The sequence below is a fragment of the Nannocystis pusilla genome (assembly GCF_020073745.1).
Classification (GTDB): Bacteria; Myxococcota_A; Polyangia; order Nannocystales; family Nannocystaceae; genus Nannocystis; species Nannocystis radixulma.
Window position 1 is genome coordinate 180219 of sequence record NZ_JAIRAU010000001.1, and the last position, 24907, is coordinate 205125.

Sequence of the window (24907 nt, forward strand, 5' to 3'; positions counted from 1 at the left end):
ACGCTCGGGCCGGATGTTCACGTCAAGCGGTCGAGCTCGCCGGTGCACGACAATTGCGTGTCGCCCTTGAGCGTCACGCTGGTCTCACCGACCTGGTCGACGTCGGCGCCCATCGCCTTGGCGATCGACACCAGCAGGCGGTTGTGCGGCGGCCCCTGCGGCTCGTCGCCCCATGTCCCTTTGATAATATTGTTCTGCGCCCAGCGGACGTAGCGCCCCGTCTTGAAATGGTTGGTCGCGCCGGTCATGACGATCGGCCATTGATTCATGCTGTGCTCGCCGGTCGCCAGCTCGTTGGCCCACACGACCAGGGTGTCGTCGAGCAGGGTGCCGTTCTCGCCCGGGACCGCGTCGAGGGCGGTGAGGATGTTCTTGAGGTCCTCGGCGTGGATCTTGTGGTAGTTCGTCATCACCTGCATCGCCGTCGGGTCGGTCGAGGCCTGGTGTGCATAATCATTGTGGAGGTCGCCGGGGGGCGCCGCGACGTGCTCGTTGCGCAGGCCGCTGAACGCGAGCACGGCCACGCGGGTCATGTCGCACGACAGCGCGAGCGTGGTGAGGGTCGTGTAGATCTGCGCGCGGTGGAAGTAGAACTGGGGGTCCTCCCACGCCGGGCCCTGGCCCGGCTCGGCCGGCGCCTCGCAGACGATGTTGGCCAGGTTGTCGAGCTGCTGGCCGAGCGCGTGCAGCAGGTCGCGGTGCTGCTCGACCTTGAGCTTGTCCTCGCCCGACATCTTCGGCGCGAGCGCGTGGTACTGCTCGCGCACGAGCGAGACGACGCTGCTCTGGCGGTCGCGGATCGACTTGAGATCGCTGGGCGGCTCGTCGGGGTCGACCGGGCCGCCGGGGAACAGCTTCGAGTAGAGCTCCCACGGGTCGGTGATCCACGGCAGCGCCTTGCCGCCGGGGTCGTAGCTGTAGGCCCAGCTGCCGTGCGACACCTGCAGCGAGGCGATCTGGCCCGGCTCGGCGACGGCGGCGGCGACGATCTGGTCGATCGACGGCCCGCCCGCGAGCGCGACGCCGCCGTCGACCGGCTGCGCGAGGGTGCCGGTCAGGCAGGTGGCGTGGCCCTCCTCGTGCTCGTTGATGCCGGTCATGTGCCCGGTCGCCATGCCGACGCCGTCGAGCACCAGCATGCGGTCGCGGAAGCCGTGCAACGGGCGCAAGATCTCGCTGAACTCGGCCTCCGCGAGCGCGCCGAGCGGCGCCTCCCAATCTGTATTTTCGGGCAGGTTGCCCGGGCGCATGCGCCAGTTCTGATAGACGGTGCCGTGCTCGGTCATGAACACGAGCAGGCGCTTGACCGGGCCCGGGGGCTCGGCGCGGGCGCCTCGCGGCAGGAGCGAGGGCAGGCACAGCGCGCCGAGGCCGAGGCCGAGGCCGCCGAGGAAGCTGCGACGGCGCATGCGCGCGCGGGGCGGGTACGTGGCGGTCATGGGGCCTCCTTTCGGGTGCGGAACGCGTCGCTGGCGACGACGGCGAGGAGCAGGGCGCGCATGTCTCCGCTGGCCTCGGCGAACTGCGCCCGCAGGTCGTCGAGGCTGCACAGGTCGGCCGCACCGGTGCCGCGGCCGAGCGCGTAGCGGTATACCTGCGAGACCACGCAGTCGTGCACCTGCGTGCTGGTGGCCAGCTTCTCCGACAGCTCGATCGCGCCGTCGAAGGCGCCGTCGATGTCGGTGCCGATCAGCTCGCCGCTCGCGTCGACCGGCTCGCCGTTGTCGAGGTCGCGCCAGCGGCCGAGCGCGTCGTAGTGCTCGAAGCCGAAGCCGACGCCGTCGATCGTGGTGTGGCACGAGGCGCAGTCGGCCTGCGCGGTGTGCTTGGCGTAGCGCTCGCGGTTGGTCTTCGGCTGCCCGGGCTCGCCCTCGTCGGGCGGGTTGGTGTTGACGTTGGCGGGCGGCGGCGCGGGCGGGACGCACAGCAGGCGCGCGAGCACGAACACGCCGCGCTTGACCGGCGAGGGGTGGACGGCGTGGGCGGTGCGGGCGAGGAACCCGGCGCGTGTGAGGATCCCGCTGCGCTGGGCGGGGTCGAGGCTGACGGGCGCCCACTCGCCGGGCGGCGGCGGGTCGACGCCGTAGAGCGCGGCGAGGGTCGCGTCGACCTCGGTCTCGGTGGCGGTGAGCAGCGAGGCGAAGGTACCTGGCCCTTCGAACAGGGTCGCCTCGACGAAGCGATCGAGCTCGGCGCGCATGGCGGCCCGCAGGTCTGGGGTGTAGGTCGGGTAGGTGTCGGCGTCGGGGTTGATGAGCGCGACGCCGTCGAAGTCGAACCACTGGCGGTGGAAGTTGACGAGCGCGCCGCGGGCCTTGCCGTCCTCGAGCATGCGCGTGGCCTCGGCGACGAGGCCCTCGACGGTGTCGAGGTCGCCGGCGGCCGCGGCGGCGAACAGCTGCGCGTCGGGCATGCTGTCCCACAGGAAGTAGCTGAGGCGCGAGGCGAGCTCGTGGCCGCTCAGCGCGACCGCGGCGCCGCCCTCGACCGGCTGGCCGCCGAACTCGAGGAAGTAGAGGAAGGCCGGCGACTGCAGCAGCGCCTGGGTGGTGAGCTGGAGGGCGACGCTGAAGTTGGTCTCGGCGAGCTGCTGGTCGAAGAAGCCGAGGAACGCGGCCTCCTCGTCGGCGGTGAGCGGGCGCCGGAAGGCGCGCGCGCCGAAGTCGAGGAGGAAGGTGTGGCCGCACTGCTGCGGCTCGCCGCCGCCGTCGGCCGCGCACGGGAGGAACGCCTCGGGGGCGGCCCACGCGGCCTCGGTGACGGCCAGCGCGGCGCGCTGGTACTGCTCGACGAGCAGGGCCGAGGGGGTCTGGACGTCGGCGTTGTTCTCGAAGCCGTTGACCTTCGGATCGACGGCGATCGTCTGCGGCGGCAGCGTCACGCCGGGGAAGAGGTCGCGGACGGTGTTGTTGTACTGCGTGTGCGTGAGCCGGCGCAGCGGCGCCGGACCGGGGTCGAGCGGGGCGCCGCACTCGGCGGGCTCGCCCTCGGTCGGGTCGACGCCGGTGCCCTCGCTCGTGGTCGGCACGGTGGTCGCATCGGTGTCGCCGTCGGTGCTCGGCCCCGCGGTCGCGGTGGGCTCGTCGGTGCCGTTGCCGCCGCCTCCGCCGTTGCACGCCAGGACCACCGCGCCACCGAGCATCCACGCTCGTGCCTGTCTCCTGTCGATCATCGCCACTCCTCCCGTCCTCGTATCACGCGTCGAACACAGCTACAGGAGCGTGTGCATGCTGTCAAACGCGCGCACACGCGCGATGCGAGCGCGCGCGTGGGGGCTCGTGACATCTTGCGAGGTGCGCTGCGACCTCGCTACCGTGGCGCGGTGCGGCAGATGTGGATAGGGGCGGCGCTGGTCGTCGCGTGTCAGGGCGCGGGCAAGGACACGGCCGGCGTCGACGCCGGCGAGAGCGAGACGGCGGCGACGACGTCGAGCGGGACTTCGGCAGAGGCGACGACGACGTCGCCGACGGTCACGACGACGATGTCGATCGAGACGACGACGATCACGACGACGAGCGGGACCACGGAGGCGCCGACGGGGACGACGGACGAGCCGACGTCGACGACGACGACGACCGGACCGCCGCCGGTGACGGCGGTGCCGGTGTTCATCGCCCAGGGTCACTACGGCCGCACGACGATCTCGTGCGACGACGGGCACACGTGGATTCACGACAAGTCCGAGGACGACAGCGTGCGCTGCTTCGAGGACGCCCTCGACTGTGACCACGACGCGTTCGCGGGGCGGGGGATCGCCCACGGCGAGCAGACCTTCGTGCTGACGTGGGGCTGGGGCGCGCCCGGCTCGGTGGTGCGCAGCGAAGACGCGGCGATGTTCGAGACCGTGCTCATGGACACGCCGACGTTCGCCGACGTCGCGTTCGGCAACGGGCGCTTCGTCGCCAACAATTCGACGACGCAGATCTCCGACGACCTCGGCAAGACGTGGAGCCCCGGCGGCCCGCTCGGGATCGACATCAACACCCGCGCGATCGAGTTCTTCCCGCACGAGGCCGGGTGGTTCGTGGTCACCGGCGAGAGCGGGGAGACGCGGGACATCGTCCGCAGCCCCGACGGGATCACGTGGGCGCCGGCGACGACGCGGCCGCCGCAGTGCGGCGGCCACGTGATCGGCATGGCCTACGGGTCAGGTGTCGGCGTGATCGCCAGCGGCAACGGCCACGTCTGCCGCACGAGCGACGGCGGTGACACGTGGGAGTACGTGCCGGTGTCGGCCGACCTGTCGTCGCCGCCGATCTGGACCGGCTCGGAGTTCTTCGTCTACGAGGGCTCGACGCTGCACCGCAGCGCCGACGGGGCGAGCTGGCAGAGCGAGCCGATCACGCCGGCCGACGCGTCGATCGGGCCGATCGCCCGCAGCCCGGAGGGCACGTTCGTGGCGGCGAACGCCGGCTGGATGGTGTGGTACGAGAAGCAGAGGTTCTTCCGCAGCGAAGACGGGGTGAACTGGGAGGTGCTGCCGGACGGCGCCTTCGCCGGCAGCCACCCGATCTATTTCATGGCCCACGGCGAGGTCGCGCCGGGGGCCGGCTGCCCGGCTGAATAGCGGGGCCGCAAACAGAGAGGTGCGCCGCGAACCGCGTGCGCGGGGCGAGCCTGGCGGGATCGCGGCGCTTGCAGGGAGCGGCGAAACCGCGTCGCGGTCGCCCGGGTCCGAGCGAGCCATGCGTATCGGCGTGTGCTGTCTCGGCAGCGTGCTGGCGGCGATCATCGCCTGCAATGGTGGGAGTCCGACGAATATTGAGACCGAGGCGGCGACGGGCGGGACGGCGGTGACGGCGACGACCGACGGCACCGGCGAGGCGACGACGACGACCGGGACGCCGACGGGCACCGACGGGACGACGGGGGTGCCTGTCCTCGAAGACATCCTCGTGGCCGACTTCGTCGGCGACGACGTGCGCCGCTACGACGCGGCCACGGGCGAGCTGCTCGGGGCGTGGGCGCGGGCGCCGGAGCTGGACGGCGCGCTCGGGCTCGTCGTCGGTCCGGAAGGACATGTCTTCGTGGCCAGCGAGGAGGCGAACAAGGTGCTGCGCTTCGACGCCGACGGCAATTTCGTCGACGTGTTCGTCGGCGACGACGCGGACACGCCCGACGACGAGACCGGCGGGCTCTCGGGCCCGGGCGCGCTGCTGTTCGGGGCCGACGGGCTGCTGTACGTGTCGAGCTTCGACAGCGACGCGATCCTCCGCTACGACGGCGAGACCGGGGCGTTCGTCGACGTGTTCGTGGCGAGCGGCGAGGGCGGGCTCGACGGGCCGGACGCGGGGATGGTGTTCGGGCCCGACGGGGCGCTGTACGTGCAGAGCTACTACAGCGACGAGGTGCTGCGCTACGACGGCGTGACCGGCGAGCCGCTGGGGGCGTTCACGCCGGCCGACGGCTCGCTGGCGAGGCCGCGCACGCTGCTGTTCGTCGGCGACCACCTGCTGGTGACGTCGGAGGGCAGCGGCGAGGTGGTCCGCTTCGACGCCGACACCGGTGATTACGTCGACACGCTGATCACGCAGGCGAGCGGGCTGCTGACCGAGCCGAGCGGGATGGCGCGGACGGCCGACGGCGCGCTGCTGGTGGTGAGCCTCGGCGGCAAGACGATCGAGGCGTTCGCCGTCGACACCGGCGAACACCTCGGCACCCGCGTCGGCCTGGCCGGCGGGCTGCAGGCGCCGACGCACATGATCGTGCGACCGGGCGGATGATGGGCGGCGCGCGACGATCGCCGGCGCATGTCCCTGGAGACATGTCGCTGACGGAGGCGCCCGGAGCTCGCGCGGGAGGCAGGGGATGACCCGATCGGGCGCACGCCGAGGCGTTCGCGGCGTGCGACTCACCATCGCCGGGCGACCCGATTCGGTATGCTGGCGGGTATGCACAGGCGCGTCCTCGCATCCGGCCTCGCCGTCGCGGTGATCGCATTCACTCCGGGCGCGGCACGGGCCGACGTCATCATTTCGCTGCCCGACCGGATCGATCTGCACTGCACGCTCGAGGAGCAGTGTCCGACCGGCGTGGTCTGTGAGTACGGGTCCCTCGACCGGATCGCCGTCGGCGCGGATTGCCGGGCCGAGGCCAGGAAGAAGGGCTGGGAGCGGCGTTGTCGATACGGCGGTCCTTCCGGCGGGACGGAGGTGTTCTGCCCGCTGGGCGCGACCGGGAGCTGGGCCATGCCGGGGCGACCTGTGAAGGACGTGCCCGACTCGGTGGAGGTGCCCGGGGCCGAGGCCGAGCCGGCGAGCGCGCCGCCGTCACCGGCAGGCGGGCCGGCGACGCTGCCGCCGGAGCCGCCGAGGTCGACCACGAATTCGTGCGCGGTCGGCGATGCGGGGCTCGGCGCGGTCTGGCTGGTGCTGGCATTCACGTTGCTGCGGCGTCGGCGGCCCTGACGCCGCCGCAACGAGCGACCGAGCCCGGTCCATGGTGGCAGGGCGAGCGTGCGCCCGCGCCCTCGGGCACGAGGCCGTGACGGCGCGGACGCGGCCGCTGCTCAACGCTCGTCGAGCCCTCGCACGCCGCCGATCCGGCGCGAATCGGCGGCGCCGTACTGCTGCGGGTCTTCATTCAGGGCGTTGGGCTGAGGGTAGGTGACGATGGCCTGCACCGCGCCGATCGAGCTCACGCTGTCGAAGTCGTAGCCCATGTTCTGCAGGCTCGACCGCACCGAGGAGGGGAAGCCCGCCTCGATGTCCGTGTCCGCCGAGCTGCTCCCGCTGTCGAGCGAGATCCGCGGGCGCTCGACCGCGTTCTTGAGGGTCAGGTTGTGGTCGATCAGGTTCAGCGTCACCTGGAAGAGGGCGTTGAGGATCCCGTTGCCGCCCGGCGAGCCGTAGGCGGCGACGAGCTCGTCGCCGAGGAACACCATGGTCGGCGTGATCGACGAGCGCGGGCGCTTGCGCGGCTGGACGTCGTTGGGCGCGGGGTTGGACGCGCTGCCGACGGGCGTGTCGTTGAAGTTGAGCATTTGATTGTTCAACATGAACCCGCGATTGCGGACCATCAGCCCGGTGCCCCAGGTGTCGCTGATCGTGCTGGTGACGATGACGACGGTGCCCTCGTCGTCGATGACGGTGAAATGCGTGGTGTCCACGCCCTCGTGCACGTTCGTCTTCTTGCCCTTGCCCTTGCCCGGCTTCTGCGGCTGCTGCGGGTCCTCCTCGACCACCTGGGGGTCGGGGACGTTCGGGGGGGTGCCGGCAGAGACGCTGGAGCGGCGCGAGTTGAGCTGGATGCCGCTGGTGCGCGACGCGATGTAGCTCGCTGCGAGGAGGCCGCCGGTGGGCACGGAGACGAAGTCGGGGTCACCGAGCCAGCGCGCGCGATCGGCGAAGGCGGAGCGCATCACCTCTTGCATCATATGGAGGGTCCCGGTCTCGCCGAACTCGTAGTTGCCCGTGCCGATCCTGAAGTTCAGCCGCGCCTCGAGCGCCTCGAGCATGTCGAGCATCTGCAGCAAGAACACGCCGGAGGCCGGCGGTGGGGCCGCCACGACCGTGTAGCCGTGGTAGGTGCCGACCATGGGCGCATGCTTGACCTCGGGCTGCGCGTCGTCCGGGTCGAACACCCGCAGCCTGTAGTTCGCGAGGTCGCTGCAGGTCATGCGACCGCGGCCGCCCGAGTTGCCGGTGCGGGTGGCCGTCTGGGTCTCGACGATCGCAAGCGCGATCCCGGACGGGTCGGCGCAGCTGTAGAAGGCGTTCGCGCCGCGAGCACGGATGGCCGTGAGGGTCTCCGCGAGCCGCGGCTGCCTGAGGAAGAAGCCGGTCGGGAGGCTGCTGCCGTTGGGGCGGAACACGCCGCGTGCCTCGGCGTAGTAGCCCTTGTTGGACGAGTTGGTGGAGGTCTCGAGGCGCAGGCGCGACGAGCCGGTGTCGTTGGCGAGGCGAGAGCTGATGTTGAACCCGCCGGCCGCGTCGATCGCCGGCGTCATCACCTGGCTCCGCGTCATCGTGCCGTACCGCTCCAGCGCGTAGAGCATGCCCTTCACCGTGCCGGGCACGCCGACGGCGTAGCCGCTGGTGCTCTTGACGTCGGTCGAGACCGAGGTGTCGAACATCCGGCGGGTGGCGGCGTCCGGCGCCGTGTCGCGGAAGTCGATCACGACGGTGTCCTTGGGCGCCGCGCCGGCCTTGTGGATCATCATGAAGCCGCCGCCGCCGAGGCCCGAGGACTGCGGCTCGTAGACGTTGAGCGCGAATTGCACCGCGACGGCCGCGTCGACTGCGTTGCCGCCGGCGGCGAGGATGGCCTGGCCGACGGCGGCGGCCTGCGGCTCGGTGGTGGCGACGACGCCGCCGTGGTAGGCCGGCCCGGGGCCGGTTTGCGTCGACGTCTCGGGCAGTAAGGGGTCGGCCGCGAGCCGGAAGTCGATCGCGTCGACTTCGGACGCCTCGAGCTCCTCCGCCTCGACGCACGCCCCTGTGCCGATGAGCGCGACGCCGAGCAGCAGGCGCGCTGTGGGTTGAATGGTGCCTCGATCTCGTAGCGACATCTAAGATCTCCTCGTCGGTGCATGGAATCCACGGACACACAACCATCGGGGTCCGATGGCTACGTGGCGATCGAGAAGCTAGCGCGTGATGATCGCGGCGATGGTGTCGCGTGTGACGGACGGCTCGATGTCGCGGGCGCCCGGTCGGGGCTTGGCGGGGAATTGTTGTTCACTACACACGACGAGCGTGATCCCGGGCGCCGCGGGCCCTCGCGTCAGTGCGGAGAGACCGTGATCTCCGCGGCACGGTCCCACTCTTCTCGCCAAACCCCTCGATGTGGTCGCAGCGACGGCCGAACACGTGTACGGGCGGGCTCGACGCCGGTCGCCGCAAATGTGGCCCGCGCCCGGCGGGGCGCTGGTGTCAATGTCCCGAGGGACATGTCGTCTGCCGCGTATTTGCAGGATCAACGGACGCCGAGGCCGAGCAGGGCGGTCTGGGCGTAGCGGACCTCGCCGGCGCCGAACACCTCGCGCAGGCGGGCGAGGACGTCGCGCTCGAAGGCCTGCCAGCGCGCGGGCGCGAGGTCGCGGTGCAGGAGGGCGATCGGGGCGTTGCCGTGGACCTGCATGGCCCACAGCGCGTCGACGTCGGCGAACACGAACTCGTGGGTGCTGGGGACGACGCGGACGTCGGTGAAGCCGGCGTCGCGCAGGGCGGCGGCGAGGACGTCGGGCTGGCCGAGCGGGGCGGTGCCGCGGCCGACGGGCAGCTCGGGCATGGCGGCGCGCAGGGCGTCGAACAGGGCGGTGAGGCGGTGCGACTGGTCGAAGGGGATCCACGAGCCGATGACGGCGCGACCGCCGGGGCGCAGCACGCGGAACAGCTCGCGCAGGCCGCGGGCGGTGTCGGGGAAGAAGATCAGGCCGAACATCGAGAAGGCGCACTCGAACTCGGCGTCTCGCCACGGCAGGTCCTGGCCGTCGCCGACGCGGGCGTCGACGGCGAGGCCGGCCCTGTCGGCGCGCCGGCGCAGGCCGTCGATCATCGCCGGGGCGAAGTCGAGGGCGGCGACGTGCGCCACCTGGGGGGCGACCTCCAGCGCGAGGGTGCCGGGCCCGGCGGCGACGTCGAGCACGCGCGCGGCGGGCGAGGGCGCGGCGAGGGCGATGGCGTCGCGGGCGTAGGCCATCATGTATTGGACGCCGTGTTCGGCGTACCAGGTGTCGACGAGGTTCCACGGGGCGGGATCTGCGAGGGGCGAGCGCTGCGTCATGACCTGACGGTGGCAGCCGCGCCGGCGCGGGGCAAGCCGCGGCGCGCGTGCGCAAGGTCAATTTTTGCAATCGTATTGCAAAAGCAATGCGTGTGCGAGTGCGGACGGGCGAATCGACGGGCTTGGCCGCCGTTCGTGACGGTGCGGTCGGAGACGGAGGAGGCGGTAGATGCAAAACAAAGGCGTTTGCAAATTGAATTGCAAACGCGCGTGGCATACAGTCGCGCCGTGACCGCCGTCGACCCCCGCTCGCCCGCCGTCGCCCCCTCCGGCGCCCCCGGAATCGGGCAGGCGGAGCGCGCGCGGGGCTGGCGGGTCCCGGGCGAGCGAGGTCGCCGACGTGGCGCGCTCGTCCGAGAATTTGCTTCGACCCCCCGACATCGCGCAAGGAGAGCCGTCATGCTGCGTTCGACCGTCATCACCCTCGTCACTGCCTTCGCCGCGCTCGCCGGCTGCACCGCCGGCGGCGGCGCGACCGGAAGGGTGCAGGTGTTCGTCGAGGCCGAGGACACCATCCCGGAGGGGCTGCAGCCGGGCTCCGGCGAGGAGAACATCGTCGACGGCTGGGCCGCGAGCTACACCAAGTTCCTGGTGGTGGTCGGCAACTTCCGCGCCGGTCGCAGCGCCGACTCGTCGGCGTCGCTGAGCGACCCCGCGGTCTACGTGGTCGACCTGCTCAACCTGCCGGTCGGCGGGTTCGTGCTGACCGAGTTCGCCGACGTCGAGGCGGTCCGCTGGGACCGCGTCGGCTACGACATCCCCAACGCGCCGGCGGACGCCGAGGCGGCGGAGGGCACGTCGGCGGCCGACCTCGAATTCATGGTCACGAACGGCTTCTCGGTCTACGTCGAGGGCGCGATCACCAAGGCCGACGGCGTGTCGTGCGTGCCGGGCACCGACGAGTGCGTCGCGGCGACCGAGGTGAAGTTCGCGTGGGGCCTGGCGGCCGGGACGTCGTTCGACGACTGCGCGCCCGAGGAGGGCGACGCCGGCTTCGCGGTGCCCTCCGGCGGGACGGCCCAGATCAAGCCGACGATCCACGGCGACCACTGGTTCTTCACCAACATCACGCAGGGCGCCGAGATCACCGAGCGGCGCGCGCAGTGGATCGCCGACGCCGACCTGAACCACGACGGCGAGGCGACGCTCGACGAGCTGCGCATGGTCAAGGCCGCGGCCGTGTTCACGCCCGAGCTCGGCTACAGCGTGACCGGCGCGCAGATCCCCGTGACCACCGCGTACGACTACCTCGAGGCGCAGGCGCGCACCCTCGGCGACTTCCAGGGCGAGGGCGAGTGCCCGACGCGGGCGGCGCTTTGAAGCATGTCTTGAGAGACATGTGACCTGACCCGAAGGGCATCCGACGGGCGGCGGCGAGCGGCCCCTGGCGGGCTGCAGGGGCCAGGCCGTCGCCGGTCGTCGCGCTGCGGACCGGGGACGGGCTCGTCGCTTCGACCTGCGCGAACGCAGGAGGGCGTCGCCGGACATCGAGCGGTCGGGCTCGGGCCTGACGGCCGCGGTCTGCGAGGACGGACTGCGGGGAACGCTCGAGGGGAGACGAGCGCGGGGGCCGGGCGGAGCAATGAGGATCCTCTCGCGTCTGGGCGCGCGTGGGCGCGCGGGGCCGCGGGTCGGGCGAGTTCACACCGCCGTGCCGGCGCTGTTAGGCTCGGATGGGATGCCGAACAAGTTCGCGGGGATGGGCCTGATGTTCGCGCTGCTGCTGGCCTGCGCCGAGGGCAGCGTCAGCGACAGTGGTTCGGTCTACCTGCCGACCACCAACCCCACCAGCGTCTCGGCCGGCAGCAACAGCAACGGCAGCAACAGCAACAGCGACGGCGACGGCAGCGAGGGCGACAGCGACGGGACCAGCGAGGACAGCAGCGAGCCGACGACGAGCACGCCGGACCCGGTCACGACGAACCCGGGGACGACCGGCATGCCGGCGGGGGTGTGCGGCGACGGCAACGTCGACCCCGAGGAGGAGTGCGACGGCGAGTCGCTGGTCGGCAGCACGTGCATGACCGAGGGCTACGGCGCCGGCACGCTGGTGTGCGGGCCGGACTGCAAGCTGTTCACCGACGGCTGCTACACGTGCGGCGACAACATCGTGCACATGGCCGAGGCGTGCGACGGCACCAACTTCAACGGCAAGAGCTGCCAGAGCCTCGGCTACGGCGGCGGCAACCTGGTGTGCGCGGCCAACTGCAAGAGCATCGAGACGAGCGGCTGCACGCCGCTGGCGTCGTGCGGCAACGGGGTGCTCGAGGGCGCGGAGCAGTGCGACGGCGGCCAGCTCGGCGGGCAGTCGTGCATCAGCCTCGGCTACGACCAGGGCGCGCTGGGCTGCTCGCCGTCGTGCACGCTCGACACCTCGGGGTGCGAGACGCTCAACTGCGCGGGTCAGGGCGAGTTCTGCATCTTCGACGAGAACAACCCGCAGTCGAACTGCTGCCCGGCGGGGGTGAAGGACAACATCCTCGGCATCTGCGACATCATCATCTGCTTCTGACGCCGGCGGGTCGCAAGTGATGAACGACGACGACGACGAGGCGATGCCGCGCGCGAGCCTCGACGAGGCGCTCGCGTGGCTGGCGGATCGCGTGTCGCTCGAGCGAGCGCCGCGCGGGGCGCTGCCGGGGGCGATCGTGGCGCTGCGCCACCGCGTCGGGCGCGAGCTGCCGGCGAGCCTGGTCGAGTTCCTGAGCGCGTACCACTGGATCGATACCGGTTCGGTGGCCACGTTCGCGGTCGAGGGATCGTCGCGGCGCACGATCGAGGCGGCGCGGCGCGTGGTGGCCGAGCACGTCGCGGCGACCTGGCGCGCGCTGCCGTAGGTCGGCCCCGAGGCGCGGGCCCGCGGGGAGGCGCTGCTGGCGTGGCTGCCCGTGGCCGAGATCGGCAACCCGCTGCCCTTCGGCAGCGCGCTGTTCGTCGACGAGGACGGGGCGTTCCGCCGCGCGCCGGTGCGAGAGTTCGCGTTCACCGAGGTCCGCCGCGGCGAGGCGACGCGCGAGTTCACGGCGGCGCTGCTGACCACGCTCGCCGAGTGGCACGAGGGCTGATCGTCAGCGGGCTCGAGCGGCGGTGGATCGGCGACGAAACGCGATCGCCGCGAGTTGCCGGGGGTGGCGATCGCCCTCAGTCTTGCGATTATGCACGACCGCCGATTGTCACCCCTGAGCCTGCTGTTCTGGATCGGCGTGGCCTACGTGCCCGCGTTGACCGGGTACTTCTTCGGGCCCGACCGTTGGTACCACCGCCTGCACAAGCCCGACTGGACCCCGCCCGACTCGGTGTTCGCGCCGGTGTGGATCACGCTGTACGCGACGATGGCCCTCAGCATGTACCTCGCGTGCCGCAAGGACAAGCACCCGCTGCTGCCGTGGGCGGTCGGGCTGTTCTTCGTCTACCAGCTGCTCAACGCCGCCTGGTCGCCGCTGTTCTTCGGGCTCCACCGCCCCGACCTGGCGCTGGTGTGCGTCGGCGTGCAGTGGTTCGCGCTGATCTCGATGGTCCGCGCGCTCGCCAAGATCCGCCCGGCCGCGGCCCTGCTGCAGGTGCCGCACCTGCTGTGGGTCACGTTCGCGCTGGCGTTGAACGCGGCGATCTGGAACCTCAACCGCTGAGATCGAGAGGCTGACCGAACGGACATGCTCGTGAGGGCATGTCCGGAGGGTCACTTGAGTTCGCGCGCGGCGGCCGCGAGGTCGACGAACGCCGGGGCCGCGGGCTCCGTCGACTCGACGAGCCGGTCCTCGTCGCAGCGGAAGCGATCGATGCGGCCGTCGGCGGCGACCCGCACGCCCAGCTCGCCGGTCCACACGCCGATCTCGGGGCGGAGGTCGAGCGCGGCGCGCGGGGCCTGCGGGTCGAGGCGGCGCTGGCCGCCCTTCCAGGCGATGTCGAGGACGGGGTGGCCGTCGTGACAGCGCAGCTGCTGCGAGGTGATCGCAGGACCGTGCGGCTGCTGCCGCGGGGTGAGGACGCGGTCGGCGAGGTCGACGGCGTGGAAGCGATCGCAGGCGTCGTCGTCACCGGGACCGACGGCGAGGTGGCAGCGCGCGTCGAGGTCGTCGGCGCAGAAGGTGACGAGCGCGGCGCCGTCGAAGCCGCGGCGGATCGGCGGACGGCAGTCGATGCGGCGGAATTTCGGCGTGGCCGCCTTGCCGGCCCCGCGCGGGAGATAGATGCCGGCGTGGCTGGGCCCGCCGTGCCAGGCCCAGACGTCGAGGAGGTGACCGGCGCCGACGTCGAGGAGCGCGCCCATGTCGGACTGACCGCCGTCGACGCCGACCTGCGCGACCTCGACGAACGCGGCGCCGTCGATTCTGTACATGTGGTAGCCGGGGCACGGGCGCTGGCCGCCGCGGACGCGATCGCGGCACGCCACGGCGGCGCCGAGAGCCGCGACGATCGCGGTGCCCCGCCCGAGGGCCTGCACGCGCACGCGCTCGCTGTCCCAGGCGACGAGGGCCTCGTGGCTGAAGCGGTCGAGGACGAGCGGAGCCGATGTCGCGGACAGGTCGTCGGCGAGGGCGACGGCGCCGACGAGCCCGGCCGGCGGGTCGAACTCGAGCGCGGCGACGTAGGCGATCCAGGCGCCGCCACCCGCGGTGCTCAGCGCGAGATCGACGACCTCGCCGTCGCTGCGGAGCACGAGCCGCGGGCCGCCCTGCGGGACGCCGCGGCGGTCGAGGCTCTGGACGACGATCTCGCCGGCATCGTCGCGCCGGCGCGACCACGCGAGCAGGACGCCGGTCGAGCTGGCGGCGTAGTCGAGCGGGCCGAGCTGATAGGCGTCGGGCACGACGGCGGGCGCCGGTGGTGGCGAGGCGCGGGCGGGGCGAGGGGTGCTCCCGGGGGCCGCCGGGACGACGGGCGCGTCGGCGGTCGGGGTCGCAGGGCGAGGCTCGCACGCGAGGTGCACGAGCGCGCCGACGGCGAGGCCTGTCGCGATCCTCGGCTGTCGTCGCGCGTCGCGGCCGGCGCGGCAGCGGGCGAGCGAGCGCAGATCGCCGTGCCCCGGTCGCGGCGCGCGGGTGGACATGCGGCGAGGGTAACAAGAATTCGCGGAGGGGGTGGCCTCTGACGGTAGACTCCGGTCGATGGCGAGCACGCGGGACAGCGGGCGTCCGCTGCGAGAGACGCTGCGGAGCCGCAGCGTCGGCGAGGTGTGTCTGCTGGTAGATCCCGGCGACCCGGGGCTCGCCGGTCTGCTCTACGAGGGTCGCATGGCGAGCGTGGGCGAAGTCCGCGCCGACGCGCTCGAGGCCCGCACGCTGAAGCTCGGTCACGCGGAGTACGCGGCCTGGCGGCAGCAGCAGCGCCGGCCGCTCAATCATATGATCTCGGGCGCGCCGCTGGGAAGTGACGCACCGACGCCGTTCGTGCTCGACGGGCTCGCGTGCCACGGCGTGTGGTGGTTCTATCAATGCTTGAAGCGGCCGGAGACCGATCCGTCACGCGCGCTGGTGGCGGCCGGCCCGTCGGGGCGGAAGCGGCTGCGGACGGGCGGACGCGCGACGTTCGCCTACCGCGGCGAGGAGATCGCCGTCGGCTCGCCCGCGCACGGGGCCCTGATCGCTCGGGCGACCGAGGCCAAGGTGCTGGCGCACCCGCACGTGCGCCAGGCGCTGCTGGCGACCGGGACCAGCCTGCTGTGGATGGGTCCGGCGAATGGGGAGGCGCTGGGGCGCTACATGCCGTTCGCGCTGATGGTGCTGCGATTCAAGCTCGGGCCGCGGTGATCGATGACATGACCGATCGGGCATGTCTGAACATGCATCTCGAGACGATTCACGCGAGGCCGGCGAAGCGGCGCGCGAACGGGCCGATCGTGCGCCGCTCGGGGCTGGTGTCGAGGATGGCGAAGGCGACGTGGGCGACGGCCCGGGCGATGGCGTCGCGGAGCTCGACGGGGCGGCCCGACGGGGCGGTGTAGCTGCCGGCGCGACAGATCTTCAGGGCTTCCGCCCCCATCGCCGCGGCGTCGGATCGTGAGATCTCCCGAGGATCGCGCATGCGCGGGACGATCGCAGGATCGGCGGCGCGCGTCGACGTACGAATGCGCCCGGCGGACGATCGTGGAGCCGCCGCGGATCTGGTAACGTGATGCATGATCCGCACATTGCGCAATCGGTGGTGCTCGGTGTGGCTGGCGGTGGTGTCGAGCGCGAGCTGCTCCGGCGGGGGCGACGGGGGCACCGACGCGACCGGTCAGGCGACGGGCTCGACGGGCGCGACGGGTTCGGCCTCCGAGGCCGTGACGGACGCGACGAGCAGCGGCGGAGCGACCGCCCCGACGACCACGGACGAGGGCACGGGCACGAGCACGGGCACGACGGCGGCGCCGACGACGACCGGCGGGCCGACCTCCTCCACGGAGCCGGCGACGACCGACGCGAGCACGACTTCGGGCACGACCGGGGCCGCCGGCAGCGCCGGGTGTGGTGCGATGAATCCTGCCAGCGGAGCGTTGACGATCGACGTGCAGGATCAATCCGGGCAGTACATCGTGTCATTGCCGGCGGACTACGACCCGGACACGCCGTATCCGCTGGGGTTCGCGTTCCACGGCCGCAACCGCACCGGCCCCAATTGTCAAGACGGCGACTGCGCCGGGTTCCAGGCGGCGATGGGGGACCAGGCGATATTGGTGTACATGACGTCGCTCGGCGGCACCGGCTGGGAGGGCGACGGCGAGCGCGAGATCAACGCCGAGTTCTTTGAAAAGGTGCTCGATCGGGTGGTCGAGAATTATTGCGTCGACGAGGGGCGCGTGTTCGCGGCCGGCACCAGCTCGGGGGCGCACTTCGTCAACATCCTCGGGTGCCGCTTCGGCGACCGCCTGCTGGCGGTCGCGCCGGTGGCCGGCTATCTGCCGGAGAAGGACGGTTGCGTCGACCGGGTGGCGGCGCTCGTGATCCACGGGATCGCCGACGTCCACGTGCCGTTCGACAACGGCGAGGAGGCGCGCGACTTCTGGCGGGTCCGCGACGCCTGCGGCGAGGAGACGGTGCCGACGATCGCCGAGGTCCACGCGGCGGTGGAAGGCGAGCCGGAGAGCCACGCCTGCGCCGCGTATCAAGGCTGCGACGACGGGCTGTCCGTCGTCTGGTGCGAGCACAGCGAGGGCGGCTACGACGGCACCACGCACGGCTGGCCGCTGTTCGGCGGGCAGCAGATCTGGGAGTTCGTGCAGGGGTTGTGACGACCACGCGACGGGGCCGCGACCGGCGTGGCGCCGGTCGCGGCCAGGCGCGCGAGCGCGGGCGTCAGCGGTTGTCCTCGTCGATCACGAGGTCGAAGCAGATCTCGATGTCGATGAAGATGAAGCCGTCGTCCTTGTGGACGTCGATGTTCTCGAAGACGTTGTTGTTGTTGTCGTCGTCGTCGTCGTCGTCGTCGTGGTCGTCGTGGTCGTCGTGGTCGCCGCCGCGGGTCTTCAGGCCGGCGTCCTCGGGGCTGCAGAAGGCGGCGCCGCCGGAGTCGCACTGGCTGCGACAGGTCGCCATGCGCTCCGCCTGGCAGGCGGCGAACTCGCTGCCGAAGGCGCGGCCGGCGAGCTCGGTCGCGCACAGCGGGGCGACCGCCTCGGGCGTGCAGCGCGACAGGCAGGTCGGGCCGTCGACGATGTCGCACGAGTAGGCGCGGTTGTCATCGGCGAGCACGAGCTGGGCCTGGAAGCAGACCGCGATCTCGATGAAGTCGTCGTTGTTGTTGTGATCGTCGTCGTCGTCGTCGTCGTCGTGATCGTGGAAGTTGTTGTTGTTGTCGCCCCAACGCGTCTCGACAGCCTGGGTGGCGAGGGGGCGCGCCATCGTCGGCAGGGAGGCGACGATGGGCAGAGCGAACGCGAGCGCAGGGGCCAACATGAGGAGCTTGCGAGACATGGTGAGCATCCTTTCTTCAGGGACGACCGCGAGTGAATTCTCGCCGCCGTCCGAAGGGAAGATTGATTGCCTCGCCCCGACCGGCAATCTCGAATTGTGGCCAGGAGCGGCGGCGCGGGCCCGTCGCGTCCGCGACGGAGACGCGGGAGGGCCGGCGCATTCGCGTGAATTCGTCGATCGCCGGCCGACGGCTCGCGGCCGCGAATTGCAGCCGTCGATCCGTGGCGATGTAACGCGCTACACAATGTACAGTGTCAATCGTGTGATTCGCCCGCCGCGCCGCCGACGTCGGAAGACGCGCCGTGAGCCGCGTCCGGCCCGCCGTGCGCAGTGAAGGGACAACCCGGCGGATTCATTGGACAAGCGGCGCGCCCGCGGCGGCCCCGGAGCCCGCCGCGCACCGCCGGGGCGCTCGCAGAGACCGATCGCTCGATTCGGCGGTCTTGTGAATGTCGGCCGCGCCCACACGGGGCCGCGGCGGGTCGCGGGTGCCCGTGTATGCGACATTCATCGCAACGGGCGCGCGGCGACCGTCGCGCCGTCGAGTCGACTATGTCAATATGTCCGAAAGGACATTGATAGCGAACGCCCTCCGCGGTCGCGGGCCGCAGTCGGGTCGGGGGTCCGCCCGCGGCGGGCTCGGGGACGGCCGGCGGCGGCGGGATCGGATATTCTTCGCCCGCCGTGAACCGAGGCGCCCCCGCCCGCGACTGTACGAGAGGAGCGCCATGACACGCGAGACCGAACGCATCCGCCACGAGCTGCTGGCGATCCGCTGCCGACGAGGCGAGCCGGCCGCGCTGGCCGAGCTGGTCCGCACCTGGGAGCAGCGCCTGTTCTTCTACGTCCGGCGGATGCTCGCCGACGAGGAGGAGGCGTGGGGCGTGCTGCAGGAGGTGTGGGTGGCGGTGCTGTCGCGGATCGATCGGCTGCGCGAGCCGCGGTGCCTGCCACAATGGCTGTACACGATCGCCCGCAACACGCTGATGACGCACCTGCGCGGGCGCTACGCCGAGCGCGAGCGCGCGGGACCCGAGGCGCCGGAGCCGGTCGACGAGGACGACCCGCTGGCCCGCTACGCCGACGTCGAGCGCGTGTACGCCGGCCTGGCCCGCCTGCCGCTGGTCGACCGCGAGGTGCTGACGCTGTGCTTCCTCGAAGATCTGTCGATCGCCGAGATCGCCGAGGTCCTGGCGATCCCGCCGGGCACGGTGAAGTCCCGGCTGTTCAAGGCGCGACGGGCCCTGCGAGCCGTGCTGGAAGGAGAGGGATGATGACTGACCGTTCGGACAGGTTCTCGGACAGGCTGCTCGAGCTCGAGCAGAAGCACACCACCGCGACGCTGCGCGAGCGCTACCGCCGAGCGGTGGAGGCGATGCTGCTGCAGCCGCTGACGCCGGCGCTCACGCTGCTGCACGCCGGGGTGGCGCTGGCGGGGCTGGTCGGGGCGGGGGTGTGCGCGTCCCTGGTGGTCGGCGAGCCGGACACGCTGCCGCCGCTGAGCCGGGCGATGCTGACGCTGTGCGCGGCGTTCGGCGCCAGCTGGTCGCTGTGGGCGGCGGGGGTGCTGCGGCGCGGGGCGGTGCACCGCCGGCGCGACCGGGCCGCCGCGGCGCGCATGGCCTTCGGCTTCACGCTGGTGGCGTTGCTGATGCTCGCGGCGCTGGCCGCCGCGTCGCCGGGGCCCAGCGCCCTGGTGATGTTGGTGGTGGCGCTGGCGATGCTGGTGACCGCGGCGGTGGTGATGCTGTCGCACGCGATCGAGCAGGCCGAGCTGCGCGGACGCGAGCAGGTCCTCGCGGTCGAGCTGGGGCTGGCCGAGCTGACCGAGGTCCTGCGCCTGCAGGGCCGGGCCCGCGACTGATTGTATACAGTCGAAAGCGAGCGGGGTCTTGCGAATCGAAGGAGGCTCTGGCAATGTGCCCGGCCTTATGTCCGATATCGCCGTTGTCCGCGCGCTCCGCAGCGAGGGAGTCGACGGGCTGGCGCGGCGCCTCGCGCTGCACACCCGTCGCCACCGCCAGCACCCCCGGCTGGTGCTGCTCAAGTACGACATGATCGAGACGCCGATGAGCGACCCGGTGGCCCGGCAGTGCCGCGGCCTGGTGGTCGACGAGGCCGACGATCATCGCCCGGTCGCGTACCCCTACGACAAGTTCTTCAACGCCCACGAGGGCCACGCGGCGCCGATCGACTGGAGCACGGCGCGCGTGTTCGAGAAGGTCGACGGGACGCTGTGCACGCTCTACCACTACGGCGACGCCTGGCACGTCGCCAGCGCGTCGCTGCCCGACGCGCAGGGGCAGCTGCGCAACTACGGGCGCAGCGTGGCCGAGGCGTTCTGGGACGTGTTCCGCGCCGGCGGCTACGCGCTGCCCGACCGCGTCGACCACTGCTTCATGTTCGAGCTGTGCCTGCCGAGCGATCCGGTGCTGATCCGCCACGCGGCGCCGCGCCTGCTGCTGCACGGGGCGCGCGACCTGACGACGATGCAGGAGGTCGAGCCCGACGCGTTCGCGCGGGCGTACGGGTGGGAGCTGGTGCCGACGCACGCGGTGTCCGACCTGGCGCAGGCGCTGCAGATCGTCCGCGAGCTCGACCCCGCCCGCCACGAGGGGCTGGTGGCTCGCGACGCGCGCTTCCATCGCGTGAAGATCAAGTCGCCGGCGTTCGTGGCCCTGCACCACATGCGCGGCGCGACCAACCTCCGCCACCTGCTCGAGGTGGTCCGCACCAACGAGAGCGACGAGTTCCTGGCGTACTTCCCCGAGGCGCGCCCGGCCTGGCAGGCGGTCCGCGACCGCTTCCTCGCCCTCCGCGCCGAGGCCGAGGCCGCGCTCGCCCGCGGCCGCGAGATCGCCGACGACCGCACGTTCGGCCAGTCCGTGCGCGACCTGCCCTACAGCGCGCTCCTGTTCGCCGTCCGCAAGGGCAAGGCGCCGTCGATCGCGGCCGTGTTCGCCGACATGTCGCTGCAGAACCTGGAGAAGCTGCTGCGCCTCGGCGAGCTGGCGCGCGAGCTCAAGGTGCCGCTCGAGCCGCGCGCGCGCGGGCCGGTCGACGACGCATAGGCGAGCTTTGGGGCATGCTTCAAAGGGCATGTCCCAAGGGGCACGTGACTACAGGCCGATCGCCTGCAGGCAGGCGAGCACGAGCGGGAGGGTGGCGAGCGAGAGCAGGGCGGTGACGACGGACGCGGCGGCGGCGAGCTGACCGTCGCAGCCGGCGTTGGTAGCGATGATCGCCGAGACCACGGCGGTGGGCATGGCGGCCTGCAGGACGGCGGTGCGGGCGACGTCGCCGCGGACATCGAGGGCGAGCAGCACGAGGCAGGCGATCGCCGGGGCGATGAGCAGCTTGATGGCGGCGATGCCGGCGAGCGGGACGGTCTGGCCGCGCAGCGAGCGGAGGTCGAGGCCGAGGCCGATGGTGAGGAAGGCGAGGACGGCGGTGGTCTGGCCGACCTGGGCGAGCGGCTGGGCCAGCGCGGCCGGCAAGGCGACGCCGCCGAGGGCGAGGGCGAGACCGAGGAGCACGGCGACGATCATCGGCTGGCGCAGCAGCTCGCCGAGGGCGCGTCGCACTCGCGGGGCGAGCGGGGCCTTCACGGGGCTGGGAGGCCTGGCCATCGCGCCGGCGAAGGCGACGCCGAAGGTGAGCAGGAGGATGGTGGTGTCGACGGTGTCGATGATGACCGCGGCGGTCGCGGCCCCGCGCGAGCCGGGGTGGACGGCGAGGACGAAGGGGACGCCGAGGAAGGCGGTGTTGGCGAAGGCCGAGACGATGCCGGCTGCTCCCTGGGTCGGACGCGAGGCGCCGCGCGCCCGCATCCACAGCACGCCGAGCGCGACGGCGCTGAACAGGGCGATCGTGCAGGCGAGCACCGCGGGGATCAGCGCCGGCTCGAAGCGCGCGTCGGCGAGGATGACGACGATGAGCGCCGGCATCGTGACCTGCAGGATGACGCGCGCGAGGGTGTCCGCGGCGGTCGGCGGCAGCGCGCCGGTGAGCCGGAGCAGCTGGCCGACGGCCACGAGCCCGAAGAGGGTGATCAGGAGGGGAAGGATGTCGCCGGTCGGCACCGCGCGACGGTTCTACTCGAAAATCGCGGCGGCTGTCTGCGGGCGCGGCCGGGGAGGAACGCCGCCGGCCGGCGCCGCTCGACGGTTCGACGCGAAAACTCGCGGCGGTCGCCGGCGGGCGCGGCGGGGCTGCGGAGGCGGCAGGACCGGACGCAGGGGGGAGGATGAGCCGCCCGCTCGCGAGGGGCGGCGGACACGCATGAATCGGAACCTGTCCGAAGGTTCAGACGGCGGCAAGGGGCTGCAAGACGCGAGGAGCGGCAGCTCGGGCCGATCAAGCGGAGGTCGGCGGAGCGGCCGTCTTCTTGCTCGCCTTCTTGGGGGCCGCTTTCTAGGTCGCGGTTTTCTTGGCGGTCTTCTTGGGGGCGGCCTTCTTGGCCGTCTTCTTCGTGGCGGTCTTCTGGTTCATCGTCTTCTTGGTGGCCTTCTTGGGGGCGGCCTTCTTCGCCGTCTTCTTGTTCGTCGTCTTCTTGGCGGTCTTCTTGGTGGCGGCCTTCTTGGCGGTCTTCTTGGGGGCGGCCTTCTTCGTCGTCTTCTTGGCGGCCTTCTTGGCGGTCTTCTTGGGGGCGGCCTTCTTGGCGGCCTTCTTGGTGGTGGCCTTCTTCGCCGTCTTCTTGGTAGCGGCCTTCTTGGTAGCGGCCTTCTTGCTCGGCGGGAACCAGCGCGACGCTCTCGCCGTGATCGCGTCCGTCTCGGCGCGGGACTGGCGGACGGGGTCGTCCCACCAGCTGTCGAAGGCGGTGGTGCCGTGGACGGAGCCGACGGTCAGGCCCTCGAGGTACTTCGGATCGGTGACGCGGGCGCGGAGGACGAACTTGTGCGACGGGAAGTCCTTCTCGGCCTCGCGGTCGTCGCCGCCGTTGAAGCGGCCGTCTCGCCAGGCGCGCTCGTCGACGACGATGCCGATCCGCTCGACCAGCTCGGTCGAGGCGATGAACTTGCCGACGTGCTCGCGGTGGAAACCCTGCTCCCACACGGGCGGGGTCGGGCCGCCGACCTCGCGCATCGCCTTCTGCAGCGGGGTCGGGTTGTCGCCGGCGTACGGCATCCCGTCCTCGAGCGCCATCAACGCGAACGAGCGCGTGAGCGCGTAGTCGTTGACGCCGCCGGCCGTGCTGGTGGTGCACAGCATCTCCACGGTGTCGCCTTCGATGCTGCGGATCTCGATGTAGAAGGTGTCACTGGACATCGGACGCGACGGTAGCACGGGCGAGGACATGACCGATCGACCATGTGCGTCGAGGGCCGCGGCCTCGGCTTGTCAGCGTTCGCGAATGCGCGCACGATCGAGCGCACCATGACGACCTTCATCGCGCTCCTTCGCGGCATCAACGTCGGCGGTCACCGCAGGCTGCCGATGGCCGAATTGCGCGGGCTGTGCGGGGAACTCGGCCTCGCCGGGGTGCAGACGTACATCCAGAGCGGCAACGTGGTGTTCGCGGGGGACGGCCCGGCGGCGGCGCACGAGGCGGCGCTCGAGCAGGGCATCGTCCGCGTGTTCGGCTTCCAGGTCGACGTCGCGGTGCGCACGGCCGCTCAGTGGGCGGCGGTCGTGGCCGGCAATCCGCTGCGGGAAGTGGCCGAGTCCGAGGCCGACCACGTGCTGCTCGGGGTGTCGAAGCGGCCGCCCGAGGCCGACGCGGTCGAGAAGTTGCGGGCGCGGGCGACGGCGGGCGAGCGGGTCGAGGCCGCGGGCGAGGTGCTGTGGTTCCACTATCCGAGCGGCGTGGCGCGCTCGAAGTGGACGCCGGCGTTGATCGATCGGCTGGTCGGCTCGCCGCTGACGGCGCGCAACTGGCGGACGGTGCTGAAGCTGGCGGAGATGGCAGGCGCCTGATTCGGCAGACGCGGCCGGTCGCGGACGTTCGGCCCGGAGGAGTCGCCGTCATGGGCGTCGGAGCGGCCAGTCCCAGGCGATGCCGAGGACGCCGCGGAGGAGCGGCAGGCCGAGCCGGAACGCCTCGACCCCGGCGCTGCGGACGCTGAGCGAGGGCAACAGGATGTCGGCCGCGGCGCCGGCGTGCAGGGAGATGCGCGGGCCGAGCGGGACGACGAAGGTGACGCCGCCCGAGAGCACGCCGACGGGTGAGATGCTGGTGGCGCTGCGGAACGGGCTGTCGGCGCGACCGACGGCCCAGCCGAGCGCGAGGCCGCCGCCGAGCGCGAGGCGCAGGGACAGCCGCGGCGCGAGCTGCCAGCGAAAGCCGAGCTGGACGCGCGCGGCGACGAGACCGAAGCGGATCGCTCCGCGGGGGTCGGACCTCCAGGTCGGCGAGACCAGCGAGAACACTCCGCCGCCGAACTCGAGGCGGCGCGTCAGCTCGCGCCGCGCGGCGAGCTCGAGCCCCGGGAGCACGCCGGTGCCGCCCGGGCCGCCGCCGACGTTGCCGGCGACGAGGAGGCCGTGTCGCCGCGAGGGCGCGGGCGGGGGCGCGCCGAGGTCCGCTGTCGCGGGCGGAAGATCGTCGACGAACTCGGACGGCAGCTGCGGGGCGAGCGGGGGCGTCGCGGTGGGCGCGGGGAGCGGGGGAATCGCGGCCGCAGGTGGGGCGGTGAGCGGTGGCGAGGGCGACGCGGAGGCGGGTGGCGTGGCGTCGGCCGAAGGTGGTGGCGGGATCGGGGCCGCGGTCGAATTGGTGGTCGCGACGGTCCACGGGGGCAGCGGGACGAGCGGGGATTCGGGGAGCGGGGCATCGGCTGCGGGCTCGCGGCGGGCCCCTTCGCGGGTCTCGGTGTGGACGAGCTCGGCGGCGCGGAGGGCGGCGATGCCGGCGTGCTGGCCGTCCGCGAGCGCGAGCGAGACGCGGCGCGGCGCGGGCTCGGCGAGCCACAGCGTGACGTCGCCGCGATCGCTGGTGCGGGAGATCTGGACCGCGACGACGGCGGCGTGCTCGGCGAGCAGGGCCGCCATCGCGCCGTCGTCGGTGCTGCGCGGGCGCGCCTCGGCGACGGTCATGCCGAGCGCGCGCAGCTCGTCGCGGACGCGCTGCTCGGCGAGCGGCCAGCGCGGACCCGCGGGGCTGTCGGCGTGGACCAGCACCACGGTGGCCGCGCGCGCGGGGCCGCCGGTGAGTCCGAGCAGGGCGGCGAACAAGCAGGCTGCGGGGCGAGCCATCGGACGGAAGGATGCCCGATGCCCGACCCGTCGGCGACCGCGAGTTGCAGAAGTCGATCGGACCGGCTCGCCGCGCGCGGACGCGGCGA

General features: G+C 72.2%; 24 protein-coding genes. 14 read left to right on the forward strand and 10 right to left on the reverse strand.

The window, feature by feature from the left end:
• Positions 1-17: 17 nt before the first annotated feature.
• Both K7C98_RS00745 and K7C98_RS00750 read right to left on the reverse strand, forming a co-directional pair.
• The gene (locus tag K7C98_RS00745) at positions 18-1439 is read right to left on the reverse strand and encodes a DUF1552 domain-containing protein (protein ID WP_224189529.1); all 1422 of its coding nucleotides are present in this window, start codon (positions 1437-1439) and stop codon (positions 18-20) included.
• On the reverse strand, positions 1436-3172 hold the full coding sequence (locus K7C98_RS00750; RefSeq protein ID WP_224189530.1) for a DUF1592 domain-containing protein: 1737 nt from the start codon (positions 3170-3172) through the stop codon (positions 1436-1438). Before K7C98_RS00750 ends, K7C98_RS00745 begins: the two co-directional genes overlap by 4 nt.
• Positions 3173-3322: 150 nt before the next feature.
• Here K7C98_RS00750 and K7C98_RS00755 point away from each other — a divergent pair, with 150 nt between their 5' ends.
• The 3 genes from K7C98_RS00755 to K7C98_RS00765 all read left to right on the forward strand — a co-directional run bounded on the left by K7C98_RS00755 (position 3323) and on the right by K7C98_RS00765 (position 6407).
• Positions 3323-4567: a WD40/YVTN/BNR-like repeat-containing protein gene (locus K7C98_RS00755; RefSeq protein WP_224189531.1), complete on the forward strand. Its 1245-nt coding sequence runs from the start codon at positions 3323-3325 to the stop codon at positions 4565-4567.
• Positions 4568-4685: 118 nt separating this feature from the next.
• Positions 4686-5723: a Vgb family protein gene (locus K7C98_RS00760; RefSeq protein WP_224189532.1), complete on the forward strand. Its 1038-nt coding sequence runs from the start codon at positions 4686-4688 to the stop codon at positions 5721-5723.
• 168 nt (positions 5724-5891) lie between these two features.
• Positions 5892-6407, forward strand: a complete 516-nt coding sequence (locus K7C98_RS00765) for a hypothetical protein (protein WP_224189533.1) — start codon at positions 5892-5894, stop codon at positions 6405-6407.
• Between the two features lie 101 nt (positions 6408-6508).
• On the opposite strand, the gene ggt is transcribed toward K7C98_RS00765, so the two are convergent.
• Both ggt and K7C98_RS00775 read right to left on the reverse strand, forming a co-directional pair.
• Entirely contained in the window at positions 6509-8509 is a 2001-nt protein-coding gene (gene ggt, locus K7C98_RS00770) for a gamma-glutamyltransferase (protein ID WP_224189534.1), read from the reverse strand.
• A 407-nt stretch (positions 8510-8916) separates the two neighbouring features.
• Entirely contained in the window at positions 8917-9726 is an 810-nt protein-coding gene (locus K7C98_RS00775; protein WP_224189535.1) for a class I SAM-dependent methyltransferase, read from the reverse strand.
• 399 nt (positions 9727-10125) lie between these two features.
• Between K7C98_RS00775 and K7C98_RS00780 the strand changes: the two genes are divergently transcribed.
• From K7C98_RS00780 to K7C98_RS00800, 5 genes are all read left to right on the forward strand, one after another.
• Positions 10126-11046, forward strand: coding sequence for a hypothetical protein (locus K7C98_RS00780; RefSeq protein ID WP_224189536.1), 921 nt, complete (start codon positions 10126-10128; stop codon positions 11044-11046).
• Positions 11047-11404: 358 nt separating this feature from the next.
• Entirely contained in the window at positions 11405-12238 is an 834-nt protein-coding gene (locus tag K7C98_RS00785; protein ID WP_224189537.1) for a hypothetical protein, read from the forward strand.
• Between the two features lie 19 nt (positions 12239-12257).
• The gene (locus K7C98_RS00790; protein ID WP_224189538.1) at positions 12258-12563 is read left to right on the forward strand and encodes a hypothetical protein; all 306 of its coding nucleotides are present in this window, start codon (positions 12258-12260) and stop codon (positions 12561-12563) included.
• Between the two features lie 51 nt (positions 12564-12614).
• Positions 12615-12791, forward strand: coding sequence for a hypothetical protein (locus K7C98_RS00795; RefSeq protein ID WP_224189539.1), 177 nt, complete (start codon positions 12615-12617; stop codon positions 12789-12791).
• A 105-nt stretch (positions 12792-12896) separates the two neighbouring features.
• Positions 12897-13355 (forward strand): TspO/MBR family protein, encoded by a 459-nt coding sequence (locus K7C98_RS00800; RefSeq protein ID WP_224189540.1) that lies wholly within the window; start codon positions 12897-12899, stop codon positions 13353-13355.
• A 50-nt stretch (positions 13356-13405) separates the two neighbouring features.
• Here K7C98_RS00800 and K7C98_RS00805 read toward each other — a convergent pair whose 3' ends face one another.
• Entirely contained in the window at positions 13406-14776 is a 1371-nt protein-coding gene (locus K7C98_RS00805; protein WP_224189541.1) for a hypothetical protein, read from the reverse strand.
• A gap of 58 nt (positions 14777-14834) precedes the next feature.
• On the opposite strand from K7C98_RS00805, the gene K7C98_RS00810 reads away from it, so the two are divergent.
• On the forward strand, positions 14835-15476 hold the full coding sequence (locus K7C98_RS00810; RefSeq protein ID WP_224189542.1) for a hypothetical protein: 642 nt from the start codon (positions 14835-14837) through the stop codon (positions 15474-15476).
• Between the two features lie 49 nt (positions 15477-15525).
• Here the strand turns inward: K7C98_RS00810 and K7C98_RS00815 are convergent, their stop codons facing one another.
• On the reverse strand, positions 15526-15750 hold the full coding sequence (locus K7C98_RS00815; protein ID WP_224189543.1) for a hypothetical protein: 225 nt from the start codon (positions 15748-15750) through the stop codon (positions 15526-15528).
• Between the two features lie 94 nt (positions 15751-15844).
• On the opposite strand from K7C98_RS00815, the gene K7C98_RS00820 reads away from it, so the two are divergent.
• Positions 15845-16939: an alpha/beta hydrolase family esterase gene (locus K7C98_RS00820; protein ID WP_224189544.1), complete on the forward strand. Its 1095-nt coding sequence runs from the start codon at positions 15845-15847 to the stop codon at positions 16937-16939.
• Between the two features lie 64 nt (positions 16940-17003).
• Here K7C98_RS00820 and K7C98_RS00825 read toward each other — a convergent pair whose 3' ends face one another.
• On the reverse strand, positions 17004-17621 hold the full coding sequence (locus K7C98_RS00825; RefSeq protein ID WP_224189545.1) for a hypothetical protein: 618 nt from the start codon (positions 17619-17621) through the stop codon (positions 17004-17006).
• Positions 17622-18349: 728 nt separating this feature from the next.
• Between K7C98_RS00825 and K7C98_RS00830 the strand changes: the two genes are divergently transcribed.
• The 3 genes from K7C98_RS00830 to K7C98_RS00840 all read left to right on the forward strand — a co-directional run bounded on the left by K7C98_RS00830 (position 18350) and on the right by K7C98_RS00840 (position 20692).
• Positions 18350-18895 (forward strand): RNA polymerase sigma factor, encoded by a 546-nt coding sequence (locus tag K7C98_RS00830; protein ID WP_224189546.1) that lies wholly within the window; start codon positions 18350-18352, stop codon positions 18893-18895.
• Positions 18895-19485 (forward strand): hypothetical protein, encoded by a 591-nt coding sequence (locus K7C98_RS00835; protein ID WP_224189547.1) that lies wholly within the window; start codon positions 18895-18897, stop codon positions 19483-19485. Before K7C98_RS00830 ends, K7C98_RS00835 begins: the two co-directional genes overlap by 1 nt.
• 67 nt (positions 19486-19552) lie before the next feature.
• Complete coding sequence (locus K7C98_RS00840; protein WP_224189548.1) at positions 19553-20692, forward strand: T4 RnlA family RNA ligase; 1140 nt, start codon at positions 19553-19555, stop codon at positions 20690-20692.
• 48 nt (positions 20693-20740) lie between these two features.
• On the opposite strand, the gene K7C98_RS00845 is transcribed toward K7C98_RS00840, so the two are convergent.
• Both K7C98_RS00845 and K7C98_RS00850 read right to left on the reverse strand, forming a co-directional pair.
• On the reverse strand, positions 20741-21703 hold the full coding sequence (locus K7C98_RS00845) for an AEC family transporter (RefSeq protein WP_224189549.1): 963 nt from the start codon (positions 21701-21703) through the stop codon (positions 20741-20743).
• Between the two features lie 331 nt (positions 21704-22034).
• Positions 22035-22892: a hypothetical protein gene (locus tag K7C98_RS00850; protein ID WP_224189550.1), complete on the reverse strand. Its 858-nt coding sequence runs from the start codon at positions 22890-22892 to the stop codon at positions 22035-22037.
• A gap of 108 nt (positions 22893-23000) precedes the next feature.
• Between K7C98_RS00850 and K7C98_RS00855 the strand changes: the two genes are divergently transcribed.
• Entirely contained in the window at positions 23001-23540 is a 540-nt protein-coding gene (locus K7C98_RS00855) for a DUF1697 domain-containing protein (protein WP_224189551.1), read from the forward strand.
• Positions 23541-23588: 48 nt separating this feature from the next.
• Here K7C98_RS00855 and K7C98_RS00860 read toward each other — a convergent pair whose 3' ends face one another.
• Positions 23589-24818: a hypothetical protein gene (locus K7C98_RS00860; RefSeq protein WP_224189552.1), complete on the reverse strand. Its 1230-nt coding sequence runs from the start codon at positions 24816-24818 to the stop codon at positions 23589-23591.
• Positions 24819-24907: the final 89 nt, after the last annotated feature.

What these genes read in the sequence shown, in the direction of transcription:
- K7C98_RS00745 (WP_224189529.1), bottom strand. Translation starts at nt 1,439, where the DNA reads ATGACCGCCACGTACCCGCCCCGCGCGCGCATGCGCCGTCGCAGCTTC.
- K7C98_RS00750 (WP_224189530.1), bottom strand. Translation starts at nt 3,172, where the DNA reads ATGATCGACAGGAGACAGGCACGAGCGTGGATGCTCGGTGGCGCGGTG.
- K7C98_RS00760 (WP_224189532.1), top strand. Translation starts at nt 4,686, where the DNA reads ATGCGTATCGGCGTGTGCTGTCTCGGCAGCGTGCTGGCGGCGATCATC.
- K7C98_RS00765 (WP_224189533.1), top strand. Translation starts at nt 5,892, where the DNA reads ATGCACAGGCGCGTCCTCGCATCCGGCCTCGCCGTCGCGGTGATCGCA.
- ggt (WP_224189534.1), bottom strand. Translation starts at nt 8,509, where the DNA reads ATGTCGCTACGAGATCGAGGCACCATTCAACCCACAGCGCGCCTGCTG.
- K7C98_RS00775 (WP_224189535.1), bottom strand. Translation starts at nt 9,726, where the DNA reads ATGACGCAGCGCTCGCCCCTCGCAGATCCCGCCCCGTGGAACCTCGTC.
- K7C98_RS00780 (WP_224189536.1), top strand. Translation starts at nt 10,126, where the DNA reads ATGCTGCGTTCGACCGTCATCACCCTCGTCACTGCCTTCGCCGCGCTC.
- K7C98_RS00785 (WP_224189537.1), top strand. Translation starts at nt 11,405, where the DNA reads ATGCCGAACAAGTTCGCGGGGATGGGCCTGATGTTCGCGCTGCTGCTG.
- K7C98_RS00790 (WP_224189538.1), top strand. Translation starts at nt 12,258, where the DNA reads ATGAACGACGACGACGACGAGGCGATGCCGCGCGCGAGCCTCGACGAG.
- K7C98_RS00805 (WP_224189541.1), bottom strand. Translation starts at nt 14,776, where the DNA reads ATGTCCACCCGCGCGCCGCGACCGGGGCACGGCGATCTGCGCTCGCTC.
- K7C98_RS00810 (WP_224189542.1), top strand. Translation starts at nt 14,835, where the DNA reads ATGGCGAGCACGCGGGACAGCGGGCGTCCGCTGCGAGAGACGCTGCGG.
- K7C98_RS00815 (WP_224189543.1), bottom strand. Translation starts at nt 15,750, where the DNA reads ATGCGCGATCCTCGGGAGATCTCACGATCCGACGCCGCGGCGATGGGG.
- K7C98_RS00820 (WP_224189544.1), top strand. Translation starts at nt 15,845, where the DNA reads ATGATCCGCACATTGCGCAATCGGTGGTGCTCGGTGTGGCTGGCGGTG.
- K7C98_RS00825 (WP_224189545.1), bottom strand. Translation starts at nt 17,621, where the DNA reads ATGTCTCGCAAGCTCCTCATGTTGGCCCCTGCGCTCGCGTTCGCTCTG.
- K7C98_RS00830 (WP_224189546.1), top strand. Translation starts at nt 18,350, where the DNA reads ATGACACGCGAGACCGAACGCATCCGCCACGAGCTGCTGGCGATCCGC.
- K7C98_RS00835 (WP_224189547.1), top strand. Translation starts at nt 18,895, where the DNA reads ATGACTGACCGTTCGGACAGGTTCTCGGACAGGCTGCTCGAGCTCGAG.
- K7C98_RS00840 (WP_224189548.1), top strand. Translation starts at nt 19,553, where the DNA reads ATGTCCGATATCGCCGTTGTCCGCGCGCTCCGCAGCGAGGGAGTCGAC.
- K7C98_RS00850 (WP_224189550.1), bottom strand. Translation starts at nt 22,892, where the DNA reads ATGTCCAGTGACACCTTCTACATCGAGATCCGCAGCATCGAAGGCGAC.
- K7C98_RS00855 (WP_224189551.1), top strand. Translation starts at nt 23,001, where the DNA reads ATGACGACCTTCATCGCGCTCCTTCGCGGCATCAACGTCGGCGGTCAC.
- K7C98_RS00860 (WP_224189552.1), bottom strand. Translation starts at nt 24,818, where the DNA reads ATGGCTCGCCCCGCAGCCTGCTTGTTCGCCGCCCTGCTCGGACTCACC.